This is a genomic window from Patescibacteria group bacterium, from assembly GCA_041651155.1.
Taxonomy (GTDB): Bacteria; Patescibacteriota; Patescibacteriia; order CAIXNZ01; family CAIXNZ01; genus JAPLYF01.
The window spans coordinates 96,761-120,862 of the sequence record JBAZJU010000004.1 but is presented as its reverse complement, the minus strand read 5'-3'; the positions used below and the strand labels follow the sequence as shown (position 1 = coordinate 120,862).

At 38.2% G+C, this 24,102-nt stretch carries 30 protein-coding genes; 2 read left to right on the top strand and 28 right to left on the bottom strand.

Features of this window, described 5'->3' with window-relative positions; genetic code table 11:
* Positions 1-355 precede the first annotated feature (355 nt).
* On the top strand, positions 356-1,588 hold the full coding sequence (locus tag WC460_04205) for an aminotransferase class I/II-fold pyridoxal phosphate-dependent enzyme (GenBank protein MFA5188537.1): 1,233 nt from the start codon (positions 356-358) through the stop codon (positions 1,586-1,588).
* 84 nt (positions 1,589-1,672) lie between these two features.
* Here WC460_04205 and WC460_04200 read toward each other — a convergent pair whose 3' ends face one another.
* The 28 genes from WC460_04200 to WC460_04065 form a co-directional block, all read right to left on the bottom strand.
* Positions 1,673-3,085: a glycine--tRNA ligase gene (locus tag WC460_04200; GenBank protein ID MFA5188536.1), complete on the bottom strand. Its 1,413-nt coding sequence runs from the start codon at positions 3,083-3,085 to the stop codon at positions 1,673-1,675.
* A 58-nt stretch (positions 3,086-3,143) separates the two neighbouring features.
* Complete coding sequence (gene frr, locus WC460_04195) at positions 3,144-3,707, bottom strand: ribosome recycling factor (GenBank protein MFA5188535.1); 564 nt, start codon at positions 3,705-3,707, stop codon at positions 3,144-3,146.
* Positions 3,708-3,796: 89 nt separating this feature from the next.
* Positions 3,797-4,909 carry a YCF48-related protein gene (locus WC460_04190; GenBank protein MFA5188534.1) on the bottom strand — a complete coding sequence of 371 codons (1,113 nt, stop codon included), beginning with the start codon at positions 4,907-4,909 and terminating at the stop codon, positions 3,797-3,799.
* 7 nt (positions 4,910-4,916) lie between these two features.
* On the bottom strand, positions 4,917-5,939 hold the full coding sequence (holB, locus tag WC460_04185) for a DNA polymerase III subunit delta' (GenBank protein ID MFA5188533.1): 1,023 nt from the start codon (positions 5,937-5,939) through the stop codon (positions 4,917-4,919).
* A 119-nt stretch (positions 5,940-6,058) separates the two neighbouring features.
* Positions 6,059-7,066, bottom strand: coding sequence for a rod shape-determining protein (locus tag WC460_04180; GenBank protein ID MFA5188532.1), 1,008 nt, complete (start codon positions 7,064-7,066; stop codon positions 6,059-6,061).
* 64 nt (positions 7,067-7,130) lie between these two features.
* The gene (locus tag WC460_04175) at positions 7,131-9,209 is read right to left on the bottom strand and encodes a DUF4012 domain-containing protein (protein ID MFA5188531.1); all 2,079 of its coding nucleotides are present in this window, start codon (positions 9,207-9,209) and stop codon (positions 7,131-7,133) included.
* The gene (locus WC460_04170; GenBank protein ID MFA5188530.1) at positions 9,196-10,002 is read right to left on the bottom strand and encodes a glycosyltransferase family 2 protein; all 807 of its coding nucleotides are present in this window, start codon (positions 10,000-10,002) and stop codon (positions 9,196-9,198) included. Before WC460_04170 ends, WC460_04175 begins: the two co-directional genes overlap by 14 nt.
* Positions 10,003-10,195: 193 nt before the next feature.
* Positions 10,196-11,224, bottom strand: coding sequence for a glycosyltransferase family 2 protein (locus WC460_04165; protein ID MFA5188529.1), 1,029 nt, complete (start codon positions 11,222-11,224; stop codon positions 10,196-10,198).
* A gap of 174 nt (positions 11,225-11,398) precedes the next feature.
* The gene (locus tag WC460_04160; protein ID MFA5188528.1) at positions 11,399-12,904 is read right to left on the bottom strand and encodes a glycosyltransferase family 2 protein; all 1,506 of its coding nucleotides are present in this window, start codon (positions 12,902-12,904) and stop codon (positions 11,399-11,401) included.
* Between the two features lie 91 nt (positions 12,905-12,995).
* Positions 12,996-13,274: an acylphosphatase gene (gene yccX, locus WC460_04155; GenBank protein MFA5188527.1), complete on the bottom strand. Its 279-nt coding sequence runs from the start codon at positions 13,272-13,274 to the stop codon at positions 12,996-12,998.
* A gap of 245 nt (positions 13,275-13,519) precedes the next feature.
* Positions 13,520-13,720, bottom strand: a complete 201-nt coding sequence (locus WC460_04150) for a hypothetical protein (protein ID MFA5188526.1) — start codon at positions 13,718-13,720, stop codon at positions 13,520-13,522.
* A gap of 57 nt (positions 13,721-13,777) precedes the next feature.
* On the bottom strand, positions 13,778-14,542 hold the full coding sequence (dapB, locus tag WC460_04145) for a 4-hydroxy-tetrahydrodipicolinate reductase (GenBank protein MFA5188525.1): 765 nt from the start codon (positions 14,540-14,542) through the stop codon (positions 13,778-13,780).
* 41 nt (positions 14,543-14,583) lie between these two features.
* On the bottom strand, positions 14,584-14,832 hold the full coding sequence (locus tag WC460_04140; protein MFA5188524.1) for a PspC domain-containing protein: 249 nt from the start codon (positions 14,830-14,832) through the stop codon (positions 14,584-14,586).
* Positions 14,833-14,971: 139 nt separating this feature from the next.
* A complete protein-coding gene (locus WC460_04135; protein MFA5188523.1) occupies positions 14,972-15,217 on the bottom strand; it encodes a type II toxin-antitoxin system HicA family toxin in 246 nt (81 codons plus the stop codon).
* Positions 15,204-15,524: a hypothetical protein gene (locus WC460_04130; GenBank protein MFA5188522.1), complete on the bottom strand. Its 321-nt coding sequence runs from the start codon at positions 15,522-15,524 to the stop codon at positions 15,204-15,206. The genes WC460_04135 and WC460_04130 overlap by 14 nt, the downstream gene beginning before the upstream one ends.
* Positions 15,525-15,644: 120 nt before the next feature.
* On the bottom strand, positions 15,645-15,815 hold the full coding sequence (locus WC460_04125) for a hypothetical protein (protein MFA5188521.1): 171 nt from the start codon (positions 15,813-15,815) through the stop codon (positions 15,645-15,647).
* A 19-nt stretch (positions 15,816-15,834) separates the two neighbouring features.
* Entirely contained in the window at positions 15,835-16,140 is a 306-nt protein-coding gene (locus WC460_04120) for a hypothetical protein (protein ID MFA5188520.1), read from the bottom strand.
* Positions 16,141-16,202: 62 nt separating this feature from the next.
* Entirely contained in the window at positions 16,203-18,059 is a 1,857-nt protein-coding gene (locus WC460_04115; protein ID MFA5188519.1) for a hypothetical protein, read from the bottom strand.
* 156 nt (positions 18,060-18,215) lie between these two features.
* Positions 18,216-18,584 carry a hypothetical protein gene (locus WC460_04110; GenBank protein MFA5188518.1) on the bottom strand — a complete coding sequence of 123 codons (369 nt, stop codon included), beginning with the start codon at positions 18,582-18,584 and terminating at the stop codon, positions 18,216-18,218.
* Between the two features lie 111 nt (positions 18,585-18,695).
* On the bottom strand, positions 18,696-19,190 hold the full coding sequence (locus WC460_04105) for a hypothetical protein (protein ID MFA5188517.1): 495 nt from the start codon (positions 19,188-19,190) through the stop codon (positions 18,696-18,698).
* A gap of 137 nt (positions 19,191-19,327) precedes the next feature.
* On the bottom strand, positions 19,328-19,774 hold the full coding sequence (locus WC460_04100) for a hypothetical protein (GenBank protein ID MFA5188516.1): 447 nt from the start codon (positions 19,772-19,774) through the stop codon (positions 19,328-19,330).
* A 193-nt stretch (positions 19,775-19,967) separates the two neighbouring features.
* Positions 19,968-20,321 carry a hypothetical protein gene (locus WC460_04095; GenBank protein MFA5188515.1) on the bottom strand — a complete coding sequence of 118 codons (354 nt, stop codon included), beginning with the start codon at positions 20,319-20,321 and terminating at the stop codon, positions 19,968-19,970.
* 122 nt (positions 20,322-20,443) lie between these two features.
* The gene (locus WC460_04090; GenBank protein ID MFA5188514.1) at positions 20,444-20,944 is read right to left on the bottom strand and encodes a hypothetical protein; all 501 of its coding nucleotides are present in this window, start codon (positions 20,942-20,944) and stop codon (positions 20,444-20,446) included.
* A 36-nt stretch (positions 20,945-20,980) separates the two neighbouring features.
* Positions 20,981-21,394, bottom strand: a complete 414-nt coding sequence (locus WC460_04085) for a hypothetical protein (GenBank protein MFA5188513.1) — start codon at positions 21,392-21,394, stop codon at positions 20,981-20,983.
* Positions 21,395-21,503: 109 nt separating this feature from the next.
* On the bottom strand, positions 21,504-21,689 hold the full coding sequence (locus WC460_04080) for a hypothetical protein (GenBank protein MFA5188512.1): 186 nt from the start codon (positions 21,687-21,689) through the stop codon (positions 21,504-21,506).
* 154 nt (positions 21,690-21,843) lie between these two features.
* Complete coding sequence (locus WC460_04075) at positions 21,844-22,149, bottom strand: hypothetical protein (GenBank protein ID MFA5188511.1); 306 nt, start codon at positions 22,147-22,149, stop codon at positions 21,844-21,846.
* A 147-nt stretch (positions 22,150-22,296) separates the two neighbouring features.
* Complete coding sequence (locus WC460_04070; GenBank protein ID MFA5188510.1) at positions 22,297-22,584, bottom strand: hypothetical protein; 288 nt, start codon at positions 22,582-22,584, stop codon at positions 22,297-22,299.
* A gap of 121 nt (positions 22,585-22,705) precedes the next feature.
* Entirely contained in the window at positions 22,706-23,014 is a 309-nt protein-coding gene (locus WC460_04065) for a hypothetical protein (protein ID MFA5188509.1), read from the bottom strand.
* A gap of 308 nt (positions 23,015-23,322) precedes the next feature.
* On the opposite strand from WC460_04065, the gene WC460_04060 reads away from it, so the two are divergent.
* Positions 23,323-24,060: a helix-turn-helix domain-containing protein gene (locus tag WC460_04060; GenBank protein MFA5188508.1), complete on the top strand. Its 738-nt coding sequence runs from the start codon at positions 23,323-23,325 to the stop codon at positions 24,058-24,060.
* Positions 24,061-24,102: the final 42 nt, after the last annotated feature.

Below are 24,102 nucleotides of genomic sequence, written 5' to 3'. Positions count from 1 at the left end.
TCGTGATCGCTGTAAGCATGTTCGCACTTCCCAGGCATTGAAATTAAGAGCGGTTACTTTAACGAGAGTGCGAACTTCAGTGACTTGCAACCATAGAAATTTTCAACAGAATTAATTCATACTACCCATATATACGAATATTGCTAATGCGAATCCACCCGCCTTCGCTCCATCGGAGCTGCGGCGGGCAAGCGAGAGATTAAGGCACCTCATATAACCGAATAAAACTTCGTGCAACTTATCAAAAATCATTGACAAGAACCAAAATTTCTGATAAATTAAAATAATCACTTTGACAACTAAACAAAAAAAGGTCGCCTACGCATAAAGCTACAGCGACCGAAGGGAGGGCAAAATGCCTAAAATAATTAGAAGAATTTTCGGCAAAGCTAAACGGCTGGAAAAAACCAATTATGATATTCGTGGTCCATTACTAGACAAGGCCAAAGAATTAACAAAACAAGGCCATGAAATTCTTCATTTAAACATCGGAAACACAGCGCCATTTGGACTGCTACCTCCGTGGCAGATGATTCGTTTTCTCTGGGATAATATCAAGCTTACTTTCGGTTATACTGAATCAAAAGGCTTAACCCAGGCTAGACTGGCCATATTACAGTATTACGAAACCAAAAACGTAGAAAAACTTGATTTTGAAAACATTTTCTGTGGCAATGGGGTCTCTGATGAAATTGCCAAAATCTGCGAATCATTCATTAATCCAGGGGATGAAATACTCGTTAATTCACCTGACTATCCCCTTTGGTCCAGCAAAATCATTGCCTTCGGAGGTACGCCTGTCTATTATTTCTGTGACGAACAAAATGAGTGGCTACCAGATCTGGAAGATCTCAAAAGCAAAATCACAGACAGAACAAAAGCGATTGTCATAATTCCATTCAACAATCCGACAGGCGCTATCATACCCAAAGAAATGCTGCTTCAAATCTGCCAAATCGCACGCGAGCACCAATTGGCGATTTTTTCCGATGAGATTTATGACAAAATAATCTATGATGGCAATGAAAGCATTTCCATTGCCTCATTGGCGGATGATTTGCTGATCGTCACACTAAACGGACTTTCTAAAGCATATCGTTTGCCAGGATGGCGCTCTGGTTGGGCAGCGATTTCTGGAAATACTGAAATTGCTGAGGGATTTATCCAAGGCATGAAAGAGCTTCACGATCAAAGTCTTGGCGCAAATGCACTAGGGCAAATCGTAATTCAATCAGCCTTAGGCGGCTATCAATCAATCTTTGATCTGACTGCCACAAATGGTCGTCTTTACAGACAAAGGGAAATAGGATACAAACTGCTCACTAGCATTCCTGGTCTCAGCTGTTTCAAACCAAAATCCGCCTTATATTTTTTTCCGAGAATTGACACTGAGAGATTCAATATCATAAGTGATGAACAATTTCTCCTTGATTTTCTGGAAAAACATTATGTCCTACTCACGCCAGGCAAAGGATTCAATTGGCCTAAGCCGGATCATTTCCGCATGGTCTTTCTGCCCCATGAAGATGATCTGATAGAGGCCATAAACAGATTGGGAAATTTTCTGTCAACCTACAAACAAAAGTGAAATTCAAAATCCAGCTCACGACGGGCTGGATTTTTCTTTTATTTCAATCCTAATTCTAAATTCTTAATTCTATATTCTAAAATTCTAACCTAATTTCTTTTTAAAATAATCTTCCAATTCCCCTATCTTCACCCTCTCCTGCTTCATCGTATCACGATCCCTAACTGTCACACTGTCATCTTTTTCCAAAGTTTCAAAATCAACTGTCACGCAATAAGGCGTACCAATTTCATCCTGGCGACGATAACGCTTGCCAATATTGCCATTGTCATCAAATTCACAAAAATATGAATTTCGTAAATTAATATAAATTTCCTTGGCTTTTTTCACTAAGTCAGGTTTATTTTTTAATAAAGGAAAAACAGCGATTTTAACTGGCGCTAAACGTTTATCAATTTTTAAAACCACTCTCTTCTCGCCATCAACGTCTTCCTCAACCAAAGCATTATCAATAAACATCAAAAGCAAGCGGTTCAATCCCACCGAAGTTTCCATAATATGCGGGATAAGTCGTTTCTTGGTTTCTTCATCAAAGTAAGTTAAATCCGCGCCAGAGAATTTGGCGTGCTGGGATAAATCCCAATCCCCTCTGGCATGAATGCCTTCAACTTCTTTAAAACCGCCCAAGGATTGGAAATCAAATTCAATATCATAAGCCTGGCTCGCATAATGCGCCAGTTTCTCATGTTTATACCAACGAATTTTATCTTTTGGAATGCCATAGTCCAAATACCATGCCCAGCGCAATTTTTTCCACATCTCATATTTTTCTTTCATTTGTTCAGGCTTTAAAAAGTATTGCATTTCCATTTGTTCAAATTCACGTGTGCGGAATATAAACTGCCGTGCCACAATTTCATTGCGAAAAGCCTTGCCTACCTGGGCAATGCCAAAAGGCAATTTTGGATGCAAGGTATCTAAAACATTTTTATATTCTAAATAAATGCCACCGCATGTTTCCGGCCTTAAATAAACAACGTTCTCTTCAGACAATGATTCTGTCGGCGAACCCAAATTTGATTTGACCATTAAGGAAAAAATTTTGGCCTTGGTCAAATCCTTAGAGCCACAGACAGGACAGGCCAATTTTATATCATGGCGCAATTTGTCCAAAGCCGTATTTATTTCTTCAATCGTTGCTTTATCCAGATTAATCCCATATTCTTCCAAAAGATGATCGGCCCTAAGCCGGCTTTTGCAGCTTTTGCAATCTATTTGCGGGTCGTTAAAGCCTGCAACGTGCCCCGAAGCAATCCAGGTCTGCGGATGCATAAAAATTGCGCTATCCAAACCCAAAACATCATCTCTTAACTGCACCATTTCTTTCCACCAGGCATCGCGGATATTATTTTTTAATAAAACCCCATAATGCCCATAATCATAAATCGCGCTCAACCCTCCATATATTTCTGATGACGGATAAACAAAACCGCGTCGCTTGCAAAAAGACACGATTTTTTCCAACTTGTTATCATCTTGTTTTTTCTCTTTTTTCATAATATTTATGTAATTTTATTCTTCACTTTATAAACTTTACAAACTTTTAACTTTTAACTTAAACCGTCATTATCTCTTCTTCTTTCTGCTTGCTGATGTCATCAATCTTATGATTGTAATCACTGACAAAATTATCCAGATCAGCTAAAAACTGGAATTTATCGTCCTGAGTCACATCCTTTGATTTCTCCGCTTCTATAATAGATTCTTTAACTTTATCGCGAATTTGGCGCAAATTAATCTTGGCTGCTTCGTTTCTTTGGTTTAACAATTTTATCAATTCTTTGCGGTTTTCTTCTGTCATCGGCGGCAGATTGGCAATTATTTTTTCACCGGTATTAACCACGGACAGGCCTAAATTTGAATATGACAGAGCCTTTTCCACTTCTTTAATAATGCTTTTATCCCAGGGCTCAATGCTAATGCTTTTAGCTTCTGGCACGCTAATTGACGCTACTTGTTTTAAAGGCGTCTGCGCCCCATAAGCTTCAACCATGACATTTTCCACTAAAGTTGACTGAGCCCTGCCAGTTCGCAAAGAGCTAATTTCTTTTTTAAAGTGTTCAACTGCCAGGTCAAAGTCAGCCTTTTTTTGCTCAATAAATTGATTGGTGTTTGCCATAATTTTTTTTATTAGATTATAGTGTTATAGATTATAGATTTTTAGCTAAAAACTAAAACACTAAAATTCTAAAAATCTAAAATGCTTAATTATTTTTTAATCACCTTTGCCCCCAAGTATATTATTTTTGAATTCTGCGGGTCAATTAGCAGGATATTGGCTGCCCCGCTGGTCGGCGATTTTTGGGTGGCCCAATTTTTTCCCCCGTCAAATGATTTGTAAATAGTTGAATCAGTGCCATAAAAAATTATCTTATCATCTTTCGGATCAACAGCCAGAGAATAGATATTGGCTCCGCGCTCAGGCGTGATTAATTCTATGCTCTCCCAGGTCATGCCGCCGTCAGATGATTTCAATAAGCCAAATTTTGAGGCCAAAAGCAAAGAATTTTTCTGAGTCATGTCTTGCACTAAATAATGGAAAGTCTTGGATTCAAAAAATGGGTCCAACCCTTTATTTAAATCGGTTTGCGCCTTGTCATCACTCCAGGTTTTACCGCCATCCAGTGTTTTAAATAAACCATTGCTTTCAGTGGCAAAGTAAATAATGCGCGTATCGTCTTTGTCAATTAAAATCTGCCTAATCGGATTATTTATTCTTTTGATAATCTGCCAGGTTTTGCCGGCATCAAGGCTTTTTAAAATATCACCAAAACTATTAGCCGCATAAACATTGTTTTTGTTGTAACGCTCAGTAGAGACATTAGTAATCTGCAGACCGGCCCGCTTGTCAAAATATATTTCCTGCCAGGTGCGCAAACAATCAGATGATTTATAAATTGATTGGCCGGCTGTTACATAAATATTGCATTTGTCAAAATAATCTATAGCCACATTATTAATAGCTGTCGTGCCAAACAGCGGGACTTGCTGCCAGCTCTCAGCTCCGTCATTAGAATAATACAATCCTTTATCAGTCGCAATGTATAAAGTCAGGTGATCAGACGGATCAAGTATGATTTGGCCAACGCTCACATCTCCGATGGTCAGAGCTTTTCCTTCAGCGTTGAGCAAAGCTGATTTTGACAGCCAGGTAGTACTGGCATCCTCTGATCTAAAAATCCCCAGAGGTAAAGCAGTTGCTTGGCCGCCGCCATTAGGCACTGTTTTAATAGTAACACAGCCAGCTAAAAGAAAAATCGCTGCGCCCAAAACTATTAATAAAAGATATTTTTTAAAATTCTTGGCTTTTGAGCTTAACATATTAAATTTACATATTTATAATTAAATTTTCCACGGCTAGGCGCGGGTTTATATTATAAGCTAAAATTTGTTTGACCCGGCTAATTTTCTCAATCAGGCTCGCCAACTTAGCAGCTGGATTAATCCCGGCTAATTTGGCAAGTTGCTCCTGAAAATGCACATTAGTGACCAAATTATTTAAATTATTCTGGACAAAAATCAGATCACGCGCCAATATCTGCCAGGCATTCAGTTCCTGGCATAAAAATTCCAATCGTTCTGCGTGGTTGTCAAAATTAGCCAACAGATTTTCTATAAGTTTAAATTTATCAGTCAGTTTAGCGCTAAACAGTTCTAAAAGCTGAGTTGTTTTTTCCAGATATATTTTAAATGCTTCCGGATTGTGTAAAAAATTAACTGCTACGCCGATTTGTCCGCAGGCTAAAGCTGAATAGATCCTGGCTTGTTCGCGGGTTGCGCCTAATTCAATTAAATAATGATAAGTCTCATCTGTTGAAATAGGCAAAAATTTAAATACCTGGCAGCGGGAAATAATTGTGGGCAAAAGAAGATTGGCATCACGGCAAATCAAAATCAGAATGGTTTTAGGCCACGGTTCTTCCAGCACTTTCAAAAGCGCATTTTGCGCGCTCTCGCTTAAATCCTCGGCATGCTCAACTAATGCGATTTTATAGGAATTTAAAAAAGAAGTTAAATATAAAAATTTTTGCATTTCTCTGACTTGCTCCACGCTGATATTTTTTTTCTCTTCTTCTTTTTTTAAAAAATAAACATCAGGATGAATGCCTTTTTTTAGCTGGTCGCAAAAAATACACTTGCCACAGGGCAGGCTCTCAGCTTTTAGCCCTGAATTGGCATGATAATCCTGACATAAAATAGAAGCCATGAAATTTTCCGCGAGCAGACTTTTGCCCAGATGTTCTGGCCCAGCCAGCAAATAGGCATGGGCCAGCTTGTTATTATCCAGGCTTTTTTGCAAAAACTGGCTAATTTTTTGGTGTCCGATAATTCCCCAATTATAGTTTTTCATGTGTTAATTATAGCGAAAAATATAAAGCTCGTAAAGGTCTTAAAATTAAAAAACCTGGCCTTAGCCAAGCGTCTTAATTCTATATTCTATATTCTATATTCTTAATTCTAATCTCTAACCTACTTCTGCCCTAAAATTGAGCGTTTATATGATTCTAAATTTTCTAAAGCAATGCCTGTGCCTTTGGCCACACAGAAAAGCGCGTCATCAACTACATAGGCCGGCACGCCAGTTGCTTTGGATAAAAGCTGGTCAATATTACGTAAAAGTGAAGTGCCGCCGCTCATGATTATGCCTTTATCAATTACATCAGCAGCCAGTTCTGGCGGAGTATTATGCAAGACGTCCTTTACTGCTTCAATAATGCCTTCCAAAGGAGATTCAATGGCTTCAACCACATCATTGGTGGTCATGGTAATTGTGCGCGGCAAACCAGTGATCATGTCCCTGCCCCTAACCTCCATGAGTAAAGGTTCTTCCATTGAAAGAGCTGCGCCAATGTTAATTTTAATATCTTCAGCTGTTCTTTCACCAATAGCCAGATTATGATTGCGGCGCGTATATTCAACTATGGCCTGGTCTAATTTATTGCCGCCAACTCTGACTGAAGAACTGGCCACAATGCCGCCCAAAGAAATAACAGCTACTTCAGCCGTGCCTCCGCCAATATCAATAATCATATTGCCGGCCGGACTGCCAATCGGAATATTAGCGCCAATCGCAGCCACAATCGGTTCTTTAATAATGTAAGCGGCCTTGGCTCCGGCTGCCATGGTGGCGTCAATCACTGCTCTTCTTTCAGTTGAAGTAATTCCAGCCGGCACAGCGACCATGACTTCAGGCCGCAAGAATCTGATGCCGCCTAAGGCTTTATTTATAAAATAGCGCAACATGGCTTCAGTTGTTTTATAGTCAGCGATCACGCCGTCTTTCAAAGGTCGGCGCGCAATAATCGTGTCAGGCGTTTTGCCTAACATTTCTTTGGCTTCAATGCCTACTGCCATTATTTTTTTGTCAGTCGTTGAGATGGCCACCACTGATGGTTCATTAATCACCACGCCTTTTTTGGGCAAATAAACCAAAATATTTGTAGTGCCTAAATCAATGCCGATTTTTTTTCTAAACATATGGAATTAATTTACAATTTGCAATATTCAATTTACAATGTTTGAAAATTGATAAATGAAAATTTTATTTAAAGCTAACCGTAAAACTCTCATCCTTATCCAAAGCTGTATTCAAGTTGTACGAGGTATTAAACCATTCACTTTCTGCTTCAGCTGGGCTGGCAGATTTAATAGTTTTATCAAATTTAAGGTCTAAAGTCAAATCAGGGATTACACCCGGCTGTTTCTGCACCAGTAGATTATAGGCGCCTGCATTGATCTGGTCTTTAATTCGCTGAGGCAATTTAAAATCAAAACTTAAAACACCTGTTTCGTGCGGTTCAATGGAAATAAAAGCGCCAAAATAAGTTTTATTAAATTCCTGGTTCACTTCTACCTGCCCTGGCTGATGGCTGGGATCTTTGATCTTATCGTTTTCCATGGCTCCGCTTGAACTGACCAATTCACTGCCTAAAGGCACGTAAACTCTGGTATAACTTCTTAATCTGGTTGATTTCCAGGTAAAATCAGCATTATTGTGATAAGTAATTTTAACCTGGCCAATTAAATCTCCATTTTGCCATTTAAGTCCGTAGGAAATGATGCGCTTAACATACTGGTCTGTTTTTAAACTGGCCAAATTGCTGTCAACCACCATTAAAAAATCATCATTAGTATCTCTTATTTCACCGCCCCAGTTGCGCTCCAAAATTAATTTCTGCAAATCAGAATCAAGGCTGTAAAAAATTAATTGCTTTTGATCAAGAGCAGTAAAAGCCACATCTAAAATATCCGGCAACTTAGTCAAAGGCAAAGCCATTAATTTTACTCTGATCTGATCTGCTAATTGTTTGATAATGCCTTTTCTCTGGGAAATCGGAATATTTAATTCCTGATAAAGTTTGCCGACCATTAATTCCAGCTGATCCTGATAATTGCTGTCTGTAAATACCATGTCCCCTGCTACAATCGGCCCGGTTAATTTTAAAAGTCCGCCCAAAATTTCCGGAGTCATGGCAATGACCCCATATAAATTTGGCTCATAAGGAATAGTCTCAACAAGAGCAGCGCCTTTTTCCCCGCTGACTTTTTGGCCTGATTTTTTCAAATCAATCAAAGCCAGATTTTCTTTTTTATAAAGGTCTAAAGCATTTTTGGCAGTGGTCGGAAAATCAGGCGCCCAGTTAACATCGCGCAAAGCCCAGTCTTTTTGTTCCAGATATTTGGCAATGGGCAGAGGCGCTGGTTCTTTGATAATGTGCTGAGTAGAACCATCCAAATTGTAAATGTTGTCCGTATCAAATTGTAGTATCTCGCCGTTTTGCAATTTTAAAACGCCATAGGTGCCGATAAATCCGCCGGTTGGCCGAAGCTCATCATTATTCTGCAGTAAAAATAAATATGATTTGGGCGCATCAAAACCCACAACCTTGGGAATCACGCTCAGCATGGGCAAAGCATGGTCAATCAGCTGTTTGGCTTTGGGCAAATTGGTTTTTAAAGGATCAATTGCGTCTTTCAAAGGCTTGACCAAATCATCTGCCGGGATTGATTCAATCGCGCTATTTGCCTCATCAATATCTGCCTGGACCTGGGTCAGCAAACTTTCTGAAGCCACGATTTTATTTAAAATTACTAATTTTTGCGCAGTAGTAATGCTGGCATAAGTGATTGATTCATTAGCTAAAGGAGCCACGATATCATCAATTAATAAAACAACTTTTGAGCCGCTGTCTGTGAGTTTTATGCCTGCAATCAAAACCTGATCCACTGCTTTTATTTGCTGGCCTAAATATGGGATCTGGCGGACAATAACAATTTTATCAAGCAAAGCTTTGGCCTGAATAAAATCAGCATTGGATTTGGCAATGGAATCTGCGCCGCCTTTAAAATCTCGGTTAATAATCTGATGCAAAGCTGTTTCCAAATTAGTGCGCGCCTCCATTGTCAGGCTGTAAGACTGCTGTAAATTTTTATAATAGATAGCTGCTAAAATACCTGCGCCGATTATTAAAATTAAAAGCAGAGCTGCCAAAATTTTTAGCGCAAGCCAAATAATCTTTTTAGCGCGGGGCTTTCTTGGTTTTTCTGTAATTTTGGAAAAATCAGGTTGCGGTGCCTGCGGCCTGAATTCATTTAAATTTTGGCTGTTATTGTCTGGCATTGTTTTTAGTCCCTAAATATTTAGCAAAATATTTTATCCAGGAAGCAATATGCCGCCTGGTCATTTTATTAAAAGTCCAAAAGCTCCAGTTTTCCAAAGCCGAGGCTCTTTCATATAAATGAACCATTTCAGCTTCAGCTAAATAATAAACTTTAAATCCATTTTGCCAAAATCTGCGGCACCAATCCATGTCCTCCACATAAAAGAAAAATCTTTCATCAAGCAGGCCGACTTTTTCCAGGGCAGATTTTCTCACCAGCATGCAGGCGCCCATGACCCAGTCAACTGGCCGATTGGCTTGATGGTCAAAATCCAGCATCAGATGCTGAGCCAATTCTTTTTTGGCAAAGGGCAAGCGCCCAATTGGCGTTCGCCTGTACAAAATTAATTTCGGGGTTTGCCAGGTGCGGCAGGAAATCTGATACGTGCCGACCGGATTAATGAGCTTTGGCCCGGCTAAGCCGACTGCTGGATTATTTTCCATAAACTCCACCATTTTTTCAATTGAATGGTTCAAAACAGTCACATCAGGATTTAATATCATGATATATTTGCCGGCTGCTTCTTTGAGTCCAAAATTATTGCCAGCGGCAAAGCCTAAATTTTTGCCAGTCTGGATAAATTTAATATCTGGGAAATTTTCTCTCATCATTTGCTCGCAACCATCGCCAGAACCATTATCTACCACAATAATTTCATAAGCCAAATCTGCAGTTGAGACCATCACATTGCGTATGCACTGCTTGACCAGCCCCTTGGTCTTGTAATTCAAAATAATAATTGATAAATCCATAATTTTCTAAAATTCAAATGTCAAAACTCAAATGACTCGTCTCGGCTTCGCAGGAAAATTATTTGCACTATTTCGGGAATTAGCCGAGCCGAAGTCGGACAAAATAAATCTAAAATCTAAATACTAAAATTTGTTATTTGAATTTTGTTATTTGTTATTTTTTTGTTTTTTGGATTTTGTTATTTGTCATTTTTCAAGCCAGCCATTTCCTAATTTCCTCATCCTTAACCAACCTGCCTGACATAATAAATTTACGTTTGGCCCTGATATTTTTTAATCTGGCAAAAAATTCTTTTAAACTGGCCAGCGTTGACCATTCAAAAAATAAGATGTAAAGAAACTTTTTAAATTCGTAAAATTTAATCTTAAAAATATATCTAAAATAATTTTTCAAACTCATGTTCTTTACCAAGACAAATAAATGGTTTTTATACGAATGATAATTAATAAACTGATTTTTATTTTTGCGCAAATTAACTTTATTCAAAAGATTTTCTTTATTTTCAGACTTGGCGCTGCGCTTATGGTAAGCCACGGCCTGTGGCAAATAAAAACTCAACCAGCCGCGCCACCTCAGGCGATATGCCAGATCAACATCTTCTTTATAGCTGAAAAAATCATTATCAAAAAATTCGTCTTTATACCGCACATCAGCCAAGGCTTTACGCCGATAAATTGCGCAGGGCGCGCTGACTCCGAAAATTTCTACCGGCTGATCATATTGGCCCTGATCTTTTTCTCCGGCTCCAATATCAATCACCCGCTGAGATTTAAAAATCTTCAAGCCTAGTGTATCAATAATATCTGATTTTTCGCTTTTTTTCAAGGTTCCGTCATTTTCAAATTGCCAACGTAAAATTTTGCCGGTGGCAGAGCCAACCTGCGGCTGTTTGTCTAAAAATTCCACAGCCTGGCTGATAAATTCTGGCTCTAAAATCACATCCTGATTCAAAGTCAGGACATAGTCTGAGTCAGTCCACAAAAGCGCCTGGTTATGAGCTCTTGAAAAACCCAAATTTTCTTTATTTTTAACCCAGCGCAATTTTTCGCCAAACAGAGGCAAAAATTGTTCTTCCACTATTTTGACTGTCTGATCTACGGAACCATTATCAATAATAATCAGCATGTAGTCTGTAAAAGACTGGGCTAAAATTGAATTTAAGCATTCCTCAATATATTTTTCACCATTCCAGGTGATTAGATGAATAGAAACTTTACTCATAATATTTATAATGACAAATTACAAAGCTCAAACCTTCGTTTGCCGTAGCTCCGCAACGCGGAGCGAAGGCAAAAGACAAAATAATCTCAAATATCAAATGTTAAAATTTAAAACTAGGAATTTGAATTTTAAGCTTTGGATTTATTTTGTTATTTGTCATTTGTTATTTGAATTTTATTTTCTCGTCTTCGGCGTCACGAAAAACCCCAAGTATTTTCCAATCATCAATCTAGTCTGGGCTTCAGCCGCAGGGATAGCGCCAAAGATAATAATATTAATAGGTAATAAAGCCCATTGTAAAGCCATAATCAACCATTTAAACTTGGTCTCGTGCTGTGGCCGTGGCGGCAAAAGCCTTAAACTTAAAATAGCAGATACAAAAATTCCAATCATGCCAATTCTCATTAGCCACTGCAGGACAAAAGGCGCGTTTTGGGCAATGACTGTGGCTTTAACTGCCGGACCAGCCACATACAGAGGCAAACGACCCAAAACAAAAAGCAAAATCGGCGCAGTAGCCCAGGAATACATGCCCTCGCCCAAATTCCAAATATATTTGATCCTGGTTTTAAATGGAATCAAATCTTTCTTTTTATTAAAATGGTACAGCATGTACGGAAAATGCTCCACACCCCAGCCCCATCTTCTTTGCTGCTTGTACAAACTTTTAAAACCCTCCCAAATTGAAGTATCGGCAATCACCGTATCCATGGAAACTGGGATATAAATTGGCGTAACCTCATAATCGCCATTGTAATGGATAAAGCATTGCAAAAAAATGCGCGAATCATCAGTCACAATATCTTTTTCCCAAAAGCCAACATCCACTAAAGCTTTAAAACTCATGGCATGCGAAGAAAAAGTATAGAGCCTGTCCGGGCGCATTAATTCTGCCAGCAGCCAAAAAACCGTTGAAAAGGCAGTAATTCTCATGGGCGCTGGCGCATCCCAGATATTATTATTATACAAAACAGCTGGCTGAAAAGATGAACGAGTCGGATTTGGATGTGTCATATAGGCATGAGTCAGATAGTCCAGATATTTCGGATGGACAAAAGTATCGCAGTCAAAATATGACACGATTACTTTTTCATAAGGAATGTTTAATTGATCAATCAATTCCTTGCATTTCCAGCCCACCCAATTGGCATTGGCAGCTTTGCCCTTGATTTCACCTTCCAGGCCATCAGGATGAATAGTGGTTAAAAATTTAAAAAATTTATTGCCAAATTTTTCCCGGATTATTGGCTCCACAACATCATATATTTCTTTTTTCCTTTCCTCCCAGGAAATGGCAATTATAATTTTATCAGTCGGATAGCCTGTGGCTAAAATACCATTTAAAGAAGATTCCAAAACCTCATATGGTTCTGAATATGTTGGCAAAATAAACAAATGATAATAATCCTGCCAGTTTGGCAGTAATTCCCTTTTTGCTTTCCAATCTATTTTAATATGCTTATTAAAAGTATAAGCCGACAAAATAGAATAAAAAATAAAATAAAAAAGCCGCAAGATCCAGTATAAAGAATAAAGGATAATTATATAAATTACCCACAGCGGCTTGATAAAAGATAAAACAATTGAGCCGATAAAAGTAGTCCAGATCATTAAACCTGGAATATATTCCCGCCATCTATATTTTTTTCTTTCAGCTGGTGTGAATTTATCTAAATGCATATTGATACGAATTTACAAATACTATATTAATAATACTAATATCATCCTATCCCATTAGTATTATTCGTAACTAATTAGTATATTAGTTTCCTTAAATAATTTCAAAATCCTTAAATTCCCCGACATATAGCAACCATTTCACATCAATATTTTCTACCTTTGCCAATCTTGATCCGCTTTTGCACCAAACAATCAATTCATCAAGCATATCTTTATCACCCTCAGCCAAAATCTCAACTGTGCCATCATTATTATTCCTAACCCAGCCAGTTAAACCAAGTTTTTCAGCTTCTTTTTCTGTGGCATAACGAAAAAAAACGCCTTGCACTCGGCCTTTAATTATTAGGGAAATTCTGGCTTTTTCATTCATACTTGAAATTAGATACTTGAAATTTGAGATTGATATTTGGTTAAAATTTTAAATAATCTTCCATTCCCTAATATCCAATTTCTTATTTCTAATATCTAATCTAAAAATATCATTTTAAGCATAAAAAATCAAGTGGAAAATACTATTTTAAGGCTAAAATTAGCATCTAATTTAAAAGGTAACCTAATAAAAAAATGGACCATGATAATATCATAGCCCATTTGAATGTCATTTTATTCCCCTTATTAATACGCCTCGGCTCCATCAGGCGCATTCGGATGTTCTTTTTGAAAAGCACGACCGGCTTCAAAGCCAATGGCTAAGAGAGATAACATACCCGGACCCTGCTCTTTATCTGAATCAAGAATTCTGTCCATTTCTCTACTTAAACCCGGGCGATTTTCCCGTACCCATTTTCTGATAGCCTCCATATTTTTGGCAGCCATTTTTCATTCCTCCTTATCTTGAAATTGGCTGAAGCATTGTCCAGCCGATTATGATGGTCACAGACCCAAAACATCATTCATGTTGTAAAGCCCTGGTCTTGCCATTTTGACAACCCATTTGGCTGCCTTGAGCGCGCCCAGGACAAAAATCCTGCGGGAAAGCGCGCGATGATGAATTTCAATCACCTCATCAGGGCCAATAAAGTAAATAGTGTGTTCTCCGGGCACTGTGCCGCCGCGAATTGAATGCACTACCACTTCATTCATGGGGCGTTCATCATAATGGCCTTTGACCCGGCCAAAGGAGATTTTTCCGCCTTTGGCTTTGGCTAAAGTCTGCGCAAAACGGATGGCTGTGCCTGAAGGCGAATCTTTTTTATTGCTATTATGGAGTTCTACCATTTCAATGTCAAAGCCAGTGAGTGTGGATACGAATTTCGGTAACAGCTTGTCAATCAGATTGACTCCCAGGCTCATGTTTGAATCAAAGACCATTGGGACTCTTCTTTTGGCCAAACGCACCAGCTCTTTTAGCTGTTCTTCGCTTAAGCCAGTTGTCCCTGTTACCAAGGGTTTTGAATGTTCTGCGCACCAGATGGCTGATTCCATAGTGGCCTCAGGGTTGGTGAAATTAAGCACAACATCAAGCGTGTCTTTTGCAAATTTCCAGGGTACAGCGGTTATTGATTTAACCGGCGCATTTTCCAGATCAATCTCCCACATTATTGTGAGATCAGGATCTTGTTTAACAGCTTTGACTATTTCCAGTCCCATTTTTCCGCGAGCTCCTACAATGCAAACCTGAATTGGTCTTTCATCCATTTTATTTCTCCTTTCCTATTTCCTTTGGTTTTTACGCGTGTTTATTTCTCTTTCTCCAGAATAATCCAGAGAATGACATAAGGCAAAATGCCAAAACCTACCAATAAAACCGAAAGTACAAAAGCCAGGCGTACCACCACTGGTTTTACGCCAAACTTTTTGGCAATGCCTGCACAAACCCCGGCAATAAGCATTTTATCTGGATCACGCTTAAGGCCGACAGTTTTGGCAATAATGGCAAAGCCAACCAAACCACTGAGTAGCAAAATAAAACTTACGATCACACCCATCTGATTACCTCCTCGCCACCTAAAACTTTCAGTTAAGATGGCTTTTAAAAATTTTCAAAGATTGCTTTAACTTAAGCAAAAATATATCTTTTTGTCAATGAGTTAGGTAATTAGTCCAGCACACCCAAAAAAACTTTTTTCATAATTCCCTTTTTATGTCATCCCATGTAATATCGCTTACTTCTTCAATTTCCTTTAATAAATAATATAAAACATCTTTTCTTAATTTGGATTGGATAGTGATTGATTTTTGGGTAGTTGGCCAGGTTATTTTATAGTGGCTGCCATCACCGCCCTTTTTATTAATAATAAAACCAAGCCGAATTAACGCCTTGGTAAATTTCTTTCTTTTGATTTCTCCTGGCAATTCGCTAAGCGAGGGCATATTCTTCTTGTTCTACTTTATGTATATTTGCTGTCTTAGAATAAGAAGAAGGGACTTCAAATGAAGTTAAAATCGCATCTTTAATATTTTCATCCAGCTCTTTTTCATCTTTAGCAGAAGTAATAATTGAACCATACTTAAAATTTGTACTAATCGCTATAATATTATCGTCTTTTTTCTCAAAATTAAAATGGATCGGCTCATATAACCGGAAATAATGCTCAAGTTCATAAAGCCCGCTTGGAACATAAGTTTTTCCAAAAAAAGCTTTTAATAGCTGATCTTTTACTCTTTTAGTTAATGGCATAATATTAAATAATACCCTTTTTAAATATATATGTCAATTATATCATGCTACAATAATGGGGACAATTAAAAAAGACCGATTTAACTCGGTCTTTATATCTTCCTTATCTAGAGGTTTTACCTAACTTTTTTGCTGTTCATACATTGCTGCAATCCCTAACCATACAACGGCTATTACTGAACAGGCTACTAAAGTAGTTGGCATTCGATAATGACAGAAAGAAACAAGAAAGTAACCGTTAAGTGGAAGAATAATAGCCAAAGCGATCAAGTGTTTTTGTAGCTTTTTCATTTTTCCCTCCCTTCGCAGGTTATTTCTTGACCTTGATTATTTTGTAGCTAATCAAGCCGGTTAAGGATACTAAAAGTCCAAAACCGACACAGAAGCAATATTCTGAGAAATTTTTCTCTCCCAATAATAATGGCATTATTGCTCCGAAAAAAATTGGGATTCCGATAAGCTTAAAATAAACCTCAACTTTGGGAGCATTTTCTTTTTTAAAATGATATGCGATCCAGATTATTGCAAAAAAATCTGCAATAATCAAAATACTAAAAAACCAAAAGTCCATTTTTTCTCCTTTCTTTGTAAAGAACATTTTTTCATCCTTGAACATACGACAAAGTCCTATGCTCGAGTTGAAGGGCAATTCCGCTACGCGGAATTGCCCAAATAAATTTAGGAGCTTAAGAGTTTGAAAAAGCCCATTTCTTCGGCCACAATATCAGGCTCGCCTTCACCAATTCCCTCTTCCAGGGTAAAATTAGAGCCAATCTTAAAATTTTTTACGCCCAGATTATCGGCCATATAATGGCTAAGCTCTGGAATCTGCGTAGAAAGAATGGCGCTGACACCGGCTTGGCTTAGCCAATTTGCAAAAGGCATCACTACGGCATTAACACTTCCCTGTGTTGTGGCTGAACCCAGCTCATCAATAATAGCCAAAACATTTTTCCTGTCATCAGCGTCTAGGCCTTTAATGGCAGAAACTACGCCCATGTCTTTGCGCAATTTGGCTTTGAAAGTACTGTCATCAGAAACACGTTCCAAAAAGCTAAGCAGAAAATACTTTTTAATTGACATTTTGGCTGATTGTGCAAAGACTGGCAATCCAGACTGGGCCATCAGGCAAAGATCAAGCATGGCTAAAAGAATAGTGGTCTTGCCTGAACCGTTTCTGCCAGTTAAGTTAAGCATTTGACCATTAACTAAAAATTGGCTAAACGGCTGAATATGCCTTTTCTGCCCTATTCTGATCGGCGCAAACTGGCTAATTTCCAAAACATTGCCATGATCTGATACTTCAGGCATAACCAAGGGCAGGTTATAATTTTCGGAAATTCGAACCAATGACTGGGTCACCCGATAATAGCTGTACAACTCTTGGAAAAGATTGACCACTCTTTGATGCCAGTCATTAATCATCTTAAGCTGAGCACTGTATTTGCGAAGCAAAGTAGAAAAATCAGCAGAATGATAATAAGCAGAGGTTTTTTCAGCATCGATCTGCGTCAAAGAAACATACTTATTCAAACCATCTTTCAAACGTCCCTGCTCATTTTCAGAAGACCTGACAGTAAGAGATTCGATAATGATATTATCAATTTTTCTTCTGTCCTCAATATTTTCCAGGCCACAGAAATTAGGCGCTTCAGCATCTCTTTTTTCAGCAGGGCTAATCTTGCCGACATTGTAATTCCAATCAAGGACTTTGACGTGCAATCGCCCTTTTTCATAGCTGTAGTAAATTTTCAGATTCAGCTTATGAAATGCACTGAAAAACTCAGATTTGTCTTTGAAGCAGCTTCTGAAATAATCAAGTATATCCTCCAGAATAGGGCCAGGAATTGTTCTGATCTGGAAGCTTTTCTCTTTTTCGACAGGCGTTCTTTTGCTGTTTACTTTTTGAGCAACATAACGGCCGGCTGAGCCCAGCCATTCAGGCGCCTGGAATTGCTCTGGGATTTGAGGCGAAATATACAAATCCACACCACAACAAACCAATTCTGACCAGTCTAACGTCTGAAAAAATTGGCCTGGGCGCTTAACCTGCAAATCCAAAACACCTTCAACGACTATTGACCTGGTTAAATCCGCGACCATAGCTTCAGCCAGATCTAGTTCTTCCTGGCAATAATCATCTTTTTCCTGCTTAATAACTTCGAGTGCTTGTTCAATCCGTTTTGGCAATTCACCTGTAAGATTCTTGAGCACCCCTTCCGTCCAGAGCCAAAAATCGGTATTTTTAAAGCGCAGGTTTTCATAGTAAGATAGAAACTGCTGGCCGCTGTCTGTCGGGACAGTACAACTGCCAATTTCAGTCCAAGCGACAAATAGCCGATCAAAAATCTGTGGATTATTTAGCAAGTAAACAAAAACCTCTTGCCTGTCTTTGATTTCTGCTAAATCTGTAATAGCTAAATCAAAAACATTAACACCAAGCACAGCTTCTAAATCACTTAACCTGGCATCATCCCTGGAAACATGGACACTTTCTTGTTTGTGAAAAAGTTCAAGCATTTCTTTTTTTCCCATTCTTTTCTCCTTTCTTTGTAAAGAACATTTCCAACCTACGTCCCGGCGTTGGCGGGACTACGGTTAGCATTGACCGTTTTTTAACCCATGAAAAAATTTCCCGGGCTAAAGACGAAAGGTGAACCAGATTATTAGATCTGGCTCACCGAAAATTTTTTAGAAATACTCAACATCAGTGCAAATTTTGTCTTTGCATTTTTTGAACCATTTTTTGAAGTCCTCTTCATGTGACTTATACAGCTTATGCAAGCCGTAACCAAATAGAGTAAATACAGTACTAACAAATGCAAAGATTGCAAATGTTAGTAAAATGTAAACCCATTCCTTACGGTGAATAATAAAGAGCCAAAGACCTATCATTATTAATGCAGGCCCAACTGCGTAAGAAAAAATACCATGCAGTAAGATTAAAAAATATCTGCATTTTTTTTCAGGTAATTTGTGGTTCCACCCCACATGAAACCTGTGATCTTCAATCGTTTTTTCTACCAAACGATAATGCCAGCTATTTTTGTTGATTCTCATTTTCTTCCTCCTTTTGGTCGCCATAGCTTTATGCGAAAGCGACCCTTCTTTTTTAAGGTTCATTTCCCAATCTCCAGCATACGACACATTGTCATATGCTCAAGTTGAGGGTCAATCCGCCAAAGGTGGATTGACCGAAATTGATTCCTCCTTTGGTTTTATGTTTCTTTTCCAAGTCCCATTAGCTGTTATTGTGCCGATTTCAGTATTGCTTTTTAGCTCCGGCCAATGTCCCCAGAGTAGTTTACCGGTATAGCGCCTGATTTCAATTATTACTTCAGTTCCCAGATCAACAAATAACCGATGAATATCTGGTCTTTGCCAATCATGAAATACCACACAATGACCTAACCCTTGTTTATTTTTCCAGGATTCCAATTTTTCTTTAGGCTTAGTTATTCTTCTCCAGCATCCTCTTCTAGTAATTCCGCTGATTTCCATTTTTAATTCTTTGCAAGGGTATTTTTCGCCGCTTTTACTATAGCGGATAAAAATTTTTACTTCTTCACCTAAATCCACGTAAAGAGTGTATTTACCATATTGATTAGGCATCTCCTCTACTTCTACTGTAAAATGATCTCTGAATTCTCCAGTTACTATAGGCATAATTTAATTCTCCTTTTTAAGGTACTTTTTTCAATCTCCAACATATGACACTGTCCTATGCTCGAGTTGAAGCCGCAAACCATGTTGGATTTGCGGCATAGCATGAAACACAGAGGGTTCAGGCTAGGTTTTCAAAATTAGAATCCATCATCTTCAGATAACTCGCCTCTCATTTTTTTGGATATCAGCGTAAAAATCAGATGAGACAGAGCCATGGGAAGTAAAAACATGGCAACGGCAATAACTAGAAAAATATTGGAAAAAACAAGCGACAATATATCTTTAATCGCTACCATTTCTTCCAATATTCCCTCAGATTCATCTCCCACGTTAATTCTGTCGTAAGCAATCAATGCTGTTATTGGCAACATAATTCCTAAAGCAAGCCAGCCGGAATATTCAATAAGTGTTAGACTTTCATTCCAGGCAAAAAGCGGCATGACTACAAAAAGGGAAACGGGGGTAGCAATCAGAAGTGAATGAGCCACTGTTTTAGGGAGACCCTCTCTTTTACATCTCCGGGCTAACCAAATTAATGCGCCTGAATATCCTAAGACGACAAGACCGAACAACAAAATTTTCATTTTCTTCCTCCCTTTGTCCGCCATAGCCTTGCTCGTCCTCATTAGCAGACTACTTCTACGGGGGATGGATGCAAAGGCGGACTTTTGTTTTAAAGAACATTTTTCCGTTTTTTAACCCATGACACATTGTCCCGGGCTAAAGACGATGGGCGATTCCGCGCAGCGGAATCGCCCGATAAGATTATTTTTTTTCTTACGTATTATTGAGAACAAAAACTCGGTATCCCATTCTAATCATCATCTCGTCTGGGTTATCTGATCCGTTAGTCGTCCAAATTTTGGTTAAATAATAGCGAGGATGAGTTGCTACTAAACTTGCCAAACCCTGTTTTAGGACAGCATAATCATCAAATACCCATATTGGTACGTCAGATTTGATTATCACCAGATATTCCTTGTCTGGCTCAATGGTGATAATGTTGCAGAGATCCGGATTGTCTCGGACAAATTTTTGTCTTCTTGTTCGATCATCATCTCCACCTCCCATTAAGACAAGAAATAATACTACTGCCACTAAAACCATAATCAGAACATACAATGCAGACATTTTTTCTCCTTTCTTTTTAAAAGAACATTTCCGTATTTCAACCCACGAAAAATTTCCTGGGCTAAAGACGAAAGGTGAACCAGTTCCCAAGAGAATCTGGTTCACCGAAAATTTAAGTTTTATCAGGAAAGCAAGGCTTTTAGCCCTGCGATATATTCGGGGGAGCGGAAATTGTCTTTGTTAAGAACTTCCTCTTCTGCATTAATTCTTCCATCGTGCAAATGGTAAAGCATTTGTTCCTTGGCTTTTTTGCTTAAATCACCGAGGACTAAAGGGTTGGCACGGATGACAATGCTAAATATATTACGCACCGCATTACCGTTGCCATTTTTCATTGACTTTTCAATAATCTCTACTTCGTTTATTGGCAAGGTAGAGTCCACGCCAATGAATGAAAAGAATTTTTGAAGATATTCTTCTTCGTAGTTCGCCCTATCCATGGGCTTAAAAAGAAAAGATTGTTCACTGAAAAATTCCATAATGCTTATTCGCGCTTTGCGGCTAAGAATTTGAAAGTCGTTAGCCCCGAAAATTGAAACAATATCTTGAAGCGTAAATTTTCTAGCGCCTTCAATAAAAGCTTCAATAGCCTCTACCCCAGTCATTTCATTTAGACTTTTCATTTTCTCTCCTTTCTTTTGTAAAGAACATTTCCGTTTTTAGGTATATTCAATCTTGGCACAGAATTTCTTTAACCTTAGTTTGATCGGCCAATACAGACGATACAGACAGAATTGCTTTAACCTTAGTTTGATCGGCCAATACAGGCCACTAATCATCTCACTAAGAAAACGTAATCCAATCGTGAGTCCGATGGCCAAAGATACAGAGACGAGAACGCAGATTAACGGTAAAGGATCTTCAATCACGGCCCAGGAAAATCCATAGCTCATTCCCAGAACAAAAAGGCCCAAAACCAGTTTGCAAAAATTAAGAAAAGCCACTTTAATCAATTTGGCAAAATATGCGCAACTGGTGTCAGGCATATAATAGCTTTCATTGAAAGGGCAGATTTCGTTTTTTACCTGTTTTAAAACCAAACGATAATGCCAGCTATTTTTGTTGATTTTCATTCTTTCCTCCTTTTGTTTTTAAAGAACAATTCCGTTTTTTAACCCACGAAAAAATTTCCTGGGCTAAAGACGAGGGGCGATTTGGGATCGCCCGAAAGATAATTTTGGGTTAATTTTTAGTTAATTTTTTGCCCCACTTATGAATGTCGTACATCCATACAGCCCAACTAAAAAAGAAAAAACCCCAAAAAAAATCATCAAAGTTAAAGTCCCCTATAACAATGGGACATATTGCCCGTACCGCGCCCAGACAAATAATTGTCCGCCAAAATAGAGTGATAATTTTATCTTTCATTTCTTCCTCCTTTTGGCACTTCGTGCCTTTAGTTTTAAAGTTCAATCCGTTTTTTAACCCACGAAAAAATTTCCTGAGCTAAAGACGATGGGCGATTCCGTTGTCTAGGCCGAAGCCTGGTGCAGCGAAATCGCCCGAATTGGATTTAACTTTTTTACCTATTGTGAGCTTTCAAGAAAGAATGCTGCATTACCTTCATTAAGGCTAAATATGCGATTTGCCGGCAGATATCACGGTTAATTTCGCTGAAAAATTTAGCCTGCCAATAACTATGATCCAGCCTTATTGCATTTCTTTGAGTGTCATACAAAACTGCTGCAGGATCAGACATGAAGATATTTGTTATATCTATTTCTTCAAGTGTTGTCTGCCTTTCCGCAGTTGTTTCCCCATCTTTTGTTGTAATGTAGACTTCTTCATCTGATACGATTATGGATATTACTTCTACCAATTCGGGCATTTTTTCTCTCCCTTCCCGCTTTCAGCGGAGTTTTGATTTGTTTTAAAGTCCGTATTTTAACCCATGAAAAAATTTCCCGGGCTAAAGACGATGGGCAAAAATTGCAGGACAATTTCTGCCCGATAAATCACAAGCGATTGCAAATCTCTATTCCGATATATCCTCCCATTCGCCAAATTCTTCTAACAATTTTTTCTTATTGGCAGATTTGCACAAACAAATTGTCATAAGTATGCACATCGGAATGATGCAGACCTCCGCCAGAAGAATAAGGATTTTGCAGATCGTAATTATTTCAGGATGTTTCCATATAGCAATAATATCTGCGGTTAATTTATAGCCGCATAATATTGCTAACCAACAGTTGCCCAAAACCACAAAAAGCACAATCAGAATTATAACCAGCCAAATTGCCCAATGTATCTTCTTTTTCATTTTTTTCTCCTTTCTTTTGTAAAGAACATTCCCGTTTTTTAACCCACGAAAAAATTTTCTGGGCTAAAGACGATGGGCAAGCTAACTTTTATAATTAACTTGCCCGAAATTTCAGGAATGTTTATTCCAATTCCGAAATCTTTATTACCCTGAAATGGGTTCCGTCCTTGCAAAACTCCGGAAATAGATGCTCCACTCTGAAGTTTGCGACCCTTTTTTGGCCGAACATTAATTCATTCAACATATCAGCCAATTCTTTTTCTCGGACAGTTATGCCCACCTCATCAAACAAATTCTTTATTTCCTGCACATCCACCAAATACACAACATCCTTTTCGTTTATGAAGGAGACCCTTACTTCTTTGAGATAATCTGTAACTATACCTAGTGCAAATTTTCTTGACTCTTCTTTAATGCGCGTTAAATCCATTTCTTGTACTCCTTTAAGATTGGTTTTATACCCGTTGATAGCGGATTTGGTTTCTGTTTTAAATATTCATTCTTAAACACTAAATTATAGCAATTATTATTATTCTTGTCAATACTTCCGACAATAATTTCAAATGTCGGCGGAAATCTTGACATTTTTGCCATGATATGCTATGATTACTTTAGATTATAATATTGTCTTTTTAGGCGACAAAACTAAGGAAATAATAAACCACTGAATAAATTCACAGAAAAACACTGAATTTTCTGTGTATTCTGTGAGCTAAATTCTGTGGTTTAAGTATTCATATGTCATTACAAGACCAACTCCAAACACTTGGCCTAAACCAAAAAGAAGCCAGTATTTACCTGGCCTCCCTGGAATTGGGGCTAACTTCAGTGCAAAATATTGCTAAAAAAGCCCAAATTAAAAGAAGCACTGTTTATGAATTACTAGAAAATTTAATTAAGCAGAATCTTATTACTGTTATACCCAAAGGCAAAAAACGTTATTTTTTAGCTGCTGAACCAAGCCATTTAGCCCAGGTAATTGCCCAAAAGCAAAAAACCTTAAACCAAATCCTGCCTGAATTAGAGGCCTTAAGCAAGGTTTCACCTGTTAAACCCAAAATCAGGTTTTATGAAGGTGAAGAAGGCATTAAAAGTGTTTATGCTGATACGATTAAAGAAGGCAAAGACATATTGGCTTTTGTTTCTGTGGCTACTGCTTATAAATCCCCTCTTATAGATTATCTAACCCAGCAATATGTCCAGCAAAGAATAGAGAAAAAAATAATGGCCAAAGTCATTGCGCCTGATGCGCCTTTAGCCAAAGAATATCAAGAAAGAGATACTAAGGAATTACGAGAAACAAAATTAATTCCGGAAAAAGATTATCCCTTTTCCATTGAAATAAATATCTATGGCAATAAAGTCGCTTTCATGTCATTTAAAGCAAATGAACTCATGGGCGTGATTATTGAATCAAAAGAAATCGCCAAAACCATGGCCCTGATCCATAAATTCTTTTGGGAAAAATTGAAATAAAATAAAAAAAGACAAACCGTCATTCAGAGCAAAGCGTGGAAT

Excerpts from the sequence above, each read along its gene's own strand:
- WC460_04205 (MFA5188537.1), top strand. The coding sequence starts at position 356 with ATGCCTAAAATAATTAGAAGAATTTTCGGCAAAGCTAAACGGCTGGAA.
- WC460_04200 (MFA5188536.1), bottom strand. The coding sequence starts at position 3,085 with ATGAAAAAAGAGAAAAAACAAGATGATAACAAGTTGGAAAAAATCGTG.
- frr (MFA5188535.1), bottom strand. The coding sequence starts at position 3,707 with ATGGCAAACACCAATCAATTTATTGAGCAAAAAAAGGCTGACTTTGAC.
- WC460_04190 (MFA5188534.1), bottom strand. The coding sequence starts at position 4,909 with ATGTTAAGCTCAAAAGCCAAGAATTTTAAAAAATATCTTTTATTAATA.
- holB (MFA5188533.1), bottom strand. The coding sequence starts at position 5,939 with ATGAAAAACTATAATTGGGGAATTATCGGACACCAAAAAATTAGCCAG.
- WC460_04180 (MFA5188532.1), bottom strand. The coding sequence starts at position 7,066 with ATGTTTAGAAAAAAAATCGGCATTGATTTAGGCACTACAAATATTTTG.
- WC460_04175 (MFA5188531.1), bottom strand. The coding sequence starts at position 9,209 with ATGCCAGACAATAACAGCCAAAATTTAAATGAATTCAGGCCGCAGGCA.
- WC460_04170 (MFA5188530.1), bottom strand. The coding sequence starts at position 10,002 with ATGGATTTATCAATTATTATTTTGAATTACAAGACCAAGGGGCTGGTC.
- WC460_04165 (MFA5188529.1), bottom strand. The coding sequence starts at position 11,224 with ATGAGTAAAGTTTCTATTCATCTAATCACCTGGAATGGTGAAAAATAT.
- WC460_04160 (MFA5188528.1), bottom strand. The coding sequence starts at position 12,904 with ATGCATTTAGATAAATTCACACCAGCTGAAAGAAAAAAATATAGATGG.
- yccX (MFA5188527.1), bottom strand. The coding sequence starts at position 13,274 with ATGAATGAAAAAGCCAGAATTTCCCTAATAATTAAAGGCCGAGTGCAA.
- WC460_04150 (MFA5188526.1), bottom strand. The coding sequence starts at position 13,720 with ATGGCTGCCAAAAATATGGAGGCTATCAGAAAATGGGTACGGGAAAAT.
- dapB (MFA5188525.1), bottom strand. The coding sequence starts at position 14,542 with ATGGATGAAAGACCAATTCAGGTTTGCATTGTAGGAGCTCGCGGAAAA.
- WC460_04140 (MFA5188524.1), bottom strand. The coding sequence starts at position 14,832 with ATGGGTGTGATCGTAAGTTTTATTTTGCTACTCAGTGGTTTGGTTGGC.
- WC460_04135 (MFA5188523.1), bottom strand. The coding sequence starts at position 15,217 with ATGCCCTCGCTTAGCGAATTGCCAGGAGAAATCAAAAGAAAGAAATTT.
- WC460_04130 (MFA5188522.1), bottom strand. The coding sequence starts at position 15,524 with ATGCCATTAACTAAAAGAGTAAAAGATCAGCTATTAAAAGCTTTTTTT.
- WC460_04125 (MFA5188521.1), bottom strand. The coding sequence starts at position 15,815 with ATGAAAAAGCTACAAAAACACTTGATCGCTTTGGCTATTATTCTTCCA.
- WC460_04120 (MFA5188520.1), bottom strand. The coding sequence starts at position 16,140 with ATGTTCAAGGATGAAAAAATGTTCTTTACAAAGAAAGGAGAAAAAATG.
- WC460_04115 (MFA5188519.1), bottom strand. The coding sequence starts at position 18,059 with ATGGGAAAAAAAGAAATGCTTGAACTTTTTCACAAACAAGAAAGTGTC.
- WC460_04110 (MFA5188518.1), bottom strand. The coding sequence starts at position 18,584 with ATGAGAATCAACAAAAATAGCTGGCATTATCGTTTGGTAGAAAAAACG.
- WC460_04105 (MFA5188517.1), bottom strand. The coding sequence starts at position 19,190 with ATGCCTATAGTAACTGGAGAATTCAGAGATCATTTTACAGTAGAAGTA.
- WC460_04100 (MFA5188516.1), bottom strand. The coding sequence starts at position 19,774 with ATGAAAATTTTGTTGTTCGGTCTTGTCGTCTTAGGATATTCAGGCGCA.
- WC460_04095 (MFA5188515.1), bottom strand. The coding sequence starts at position 20,321 with ATGTCTGCATTGTATGTTCTGATTATGGTTTTAGTGGCAGTAGTATTA.
- WC460_04090 (MFA5188514.1), bottom strand. The coding sequence starts at position 20,944 with ATGAAAAGTCTAAATGAAATGACTGGGGTAGAGGCTATTGAAGCTTTT.
- WC460_04085 (MFA5188513.1), bottom strand. The coding sequence starts at position 21,394 with ATGAAAATCAACAAAAATAGCTGGCATTATCGTTTGGTTTTAAAACAG.
- WC460_04080 (MFA5188512.1), bottom strand. The coding sequence starts at position 21,689 with ATGAAAGATAAAATTATCACTCTATTTTGGCGGACAATTATTTGTCTG.
- WC460_04075 (MFA5188511.1), bottom strand. The coding sequence starts at position 22,149 with ATGCCCGAATTGGTAGAAGTAATATCCATAATCGTATCAGATGAAGAA.
- WC460_04070 (MFA5188510.1), bottom strand. The coding sequence starts at position 22,584 with ATGAAAAAGAAGATACATTGGGCAATTTGGCTGGTTATAATTCTGATT.
- WC460_04065 (MFA5188509.1), bottom strand. The coding sequence starts at position 23,014 with ATGGATTTAACGCGCATTAAAGAAGAGTCAAGAAAATTTGCACTAGGT.
- WC460_04060 (MFA5188508.1), top strand. The coding sequence starts at position 23,323 with ATGTCATTACAAGACCAACTCCAAACACTTGGCCTAAACCAAAAAGAA.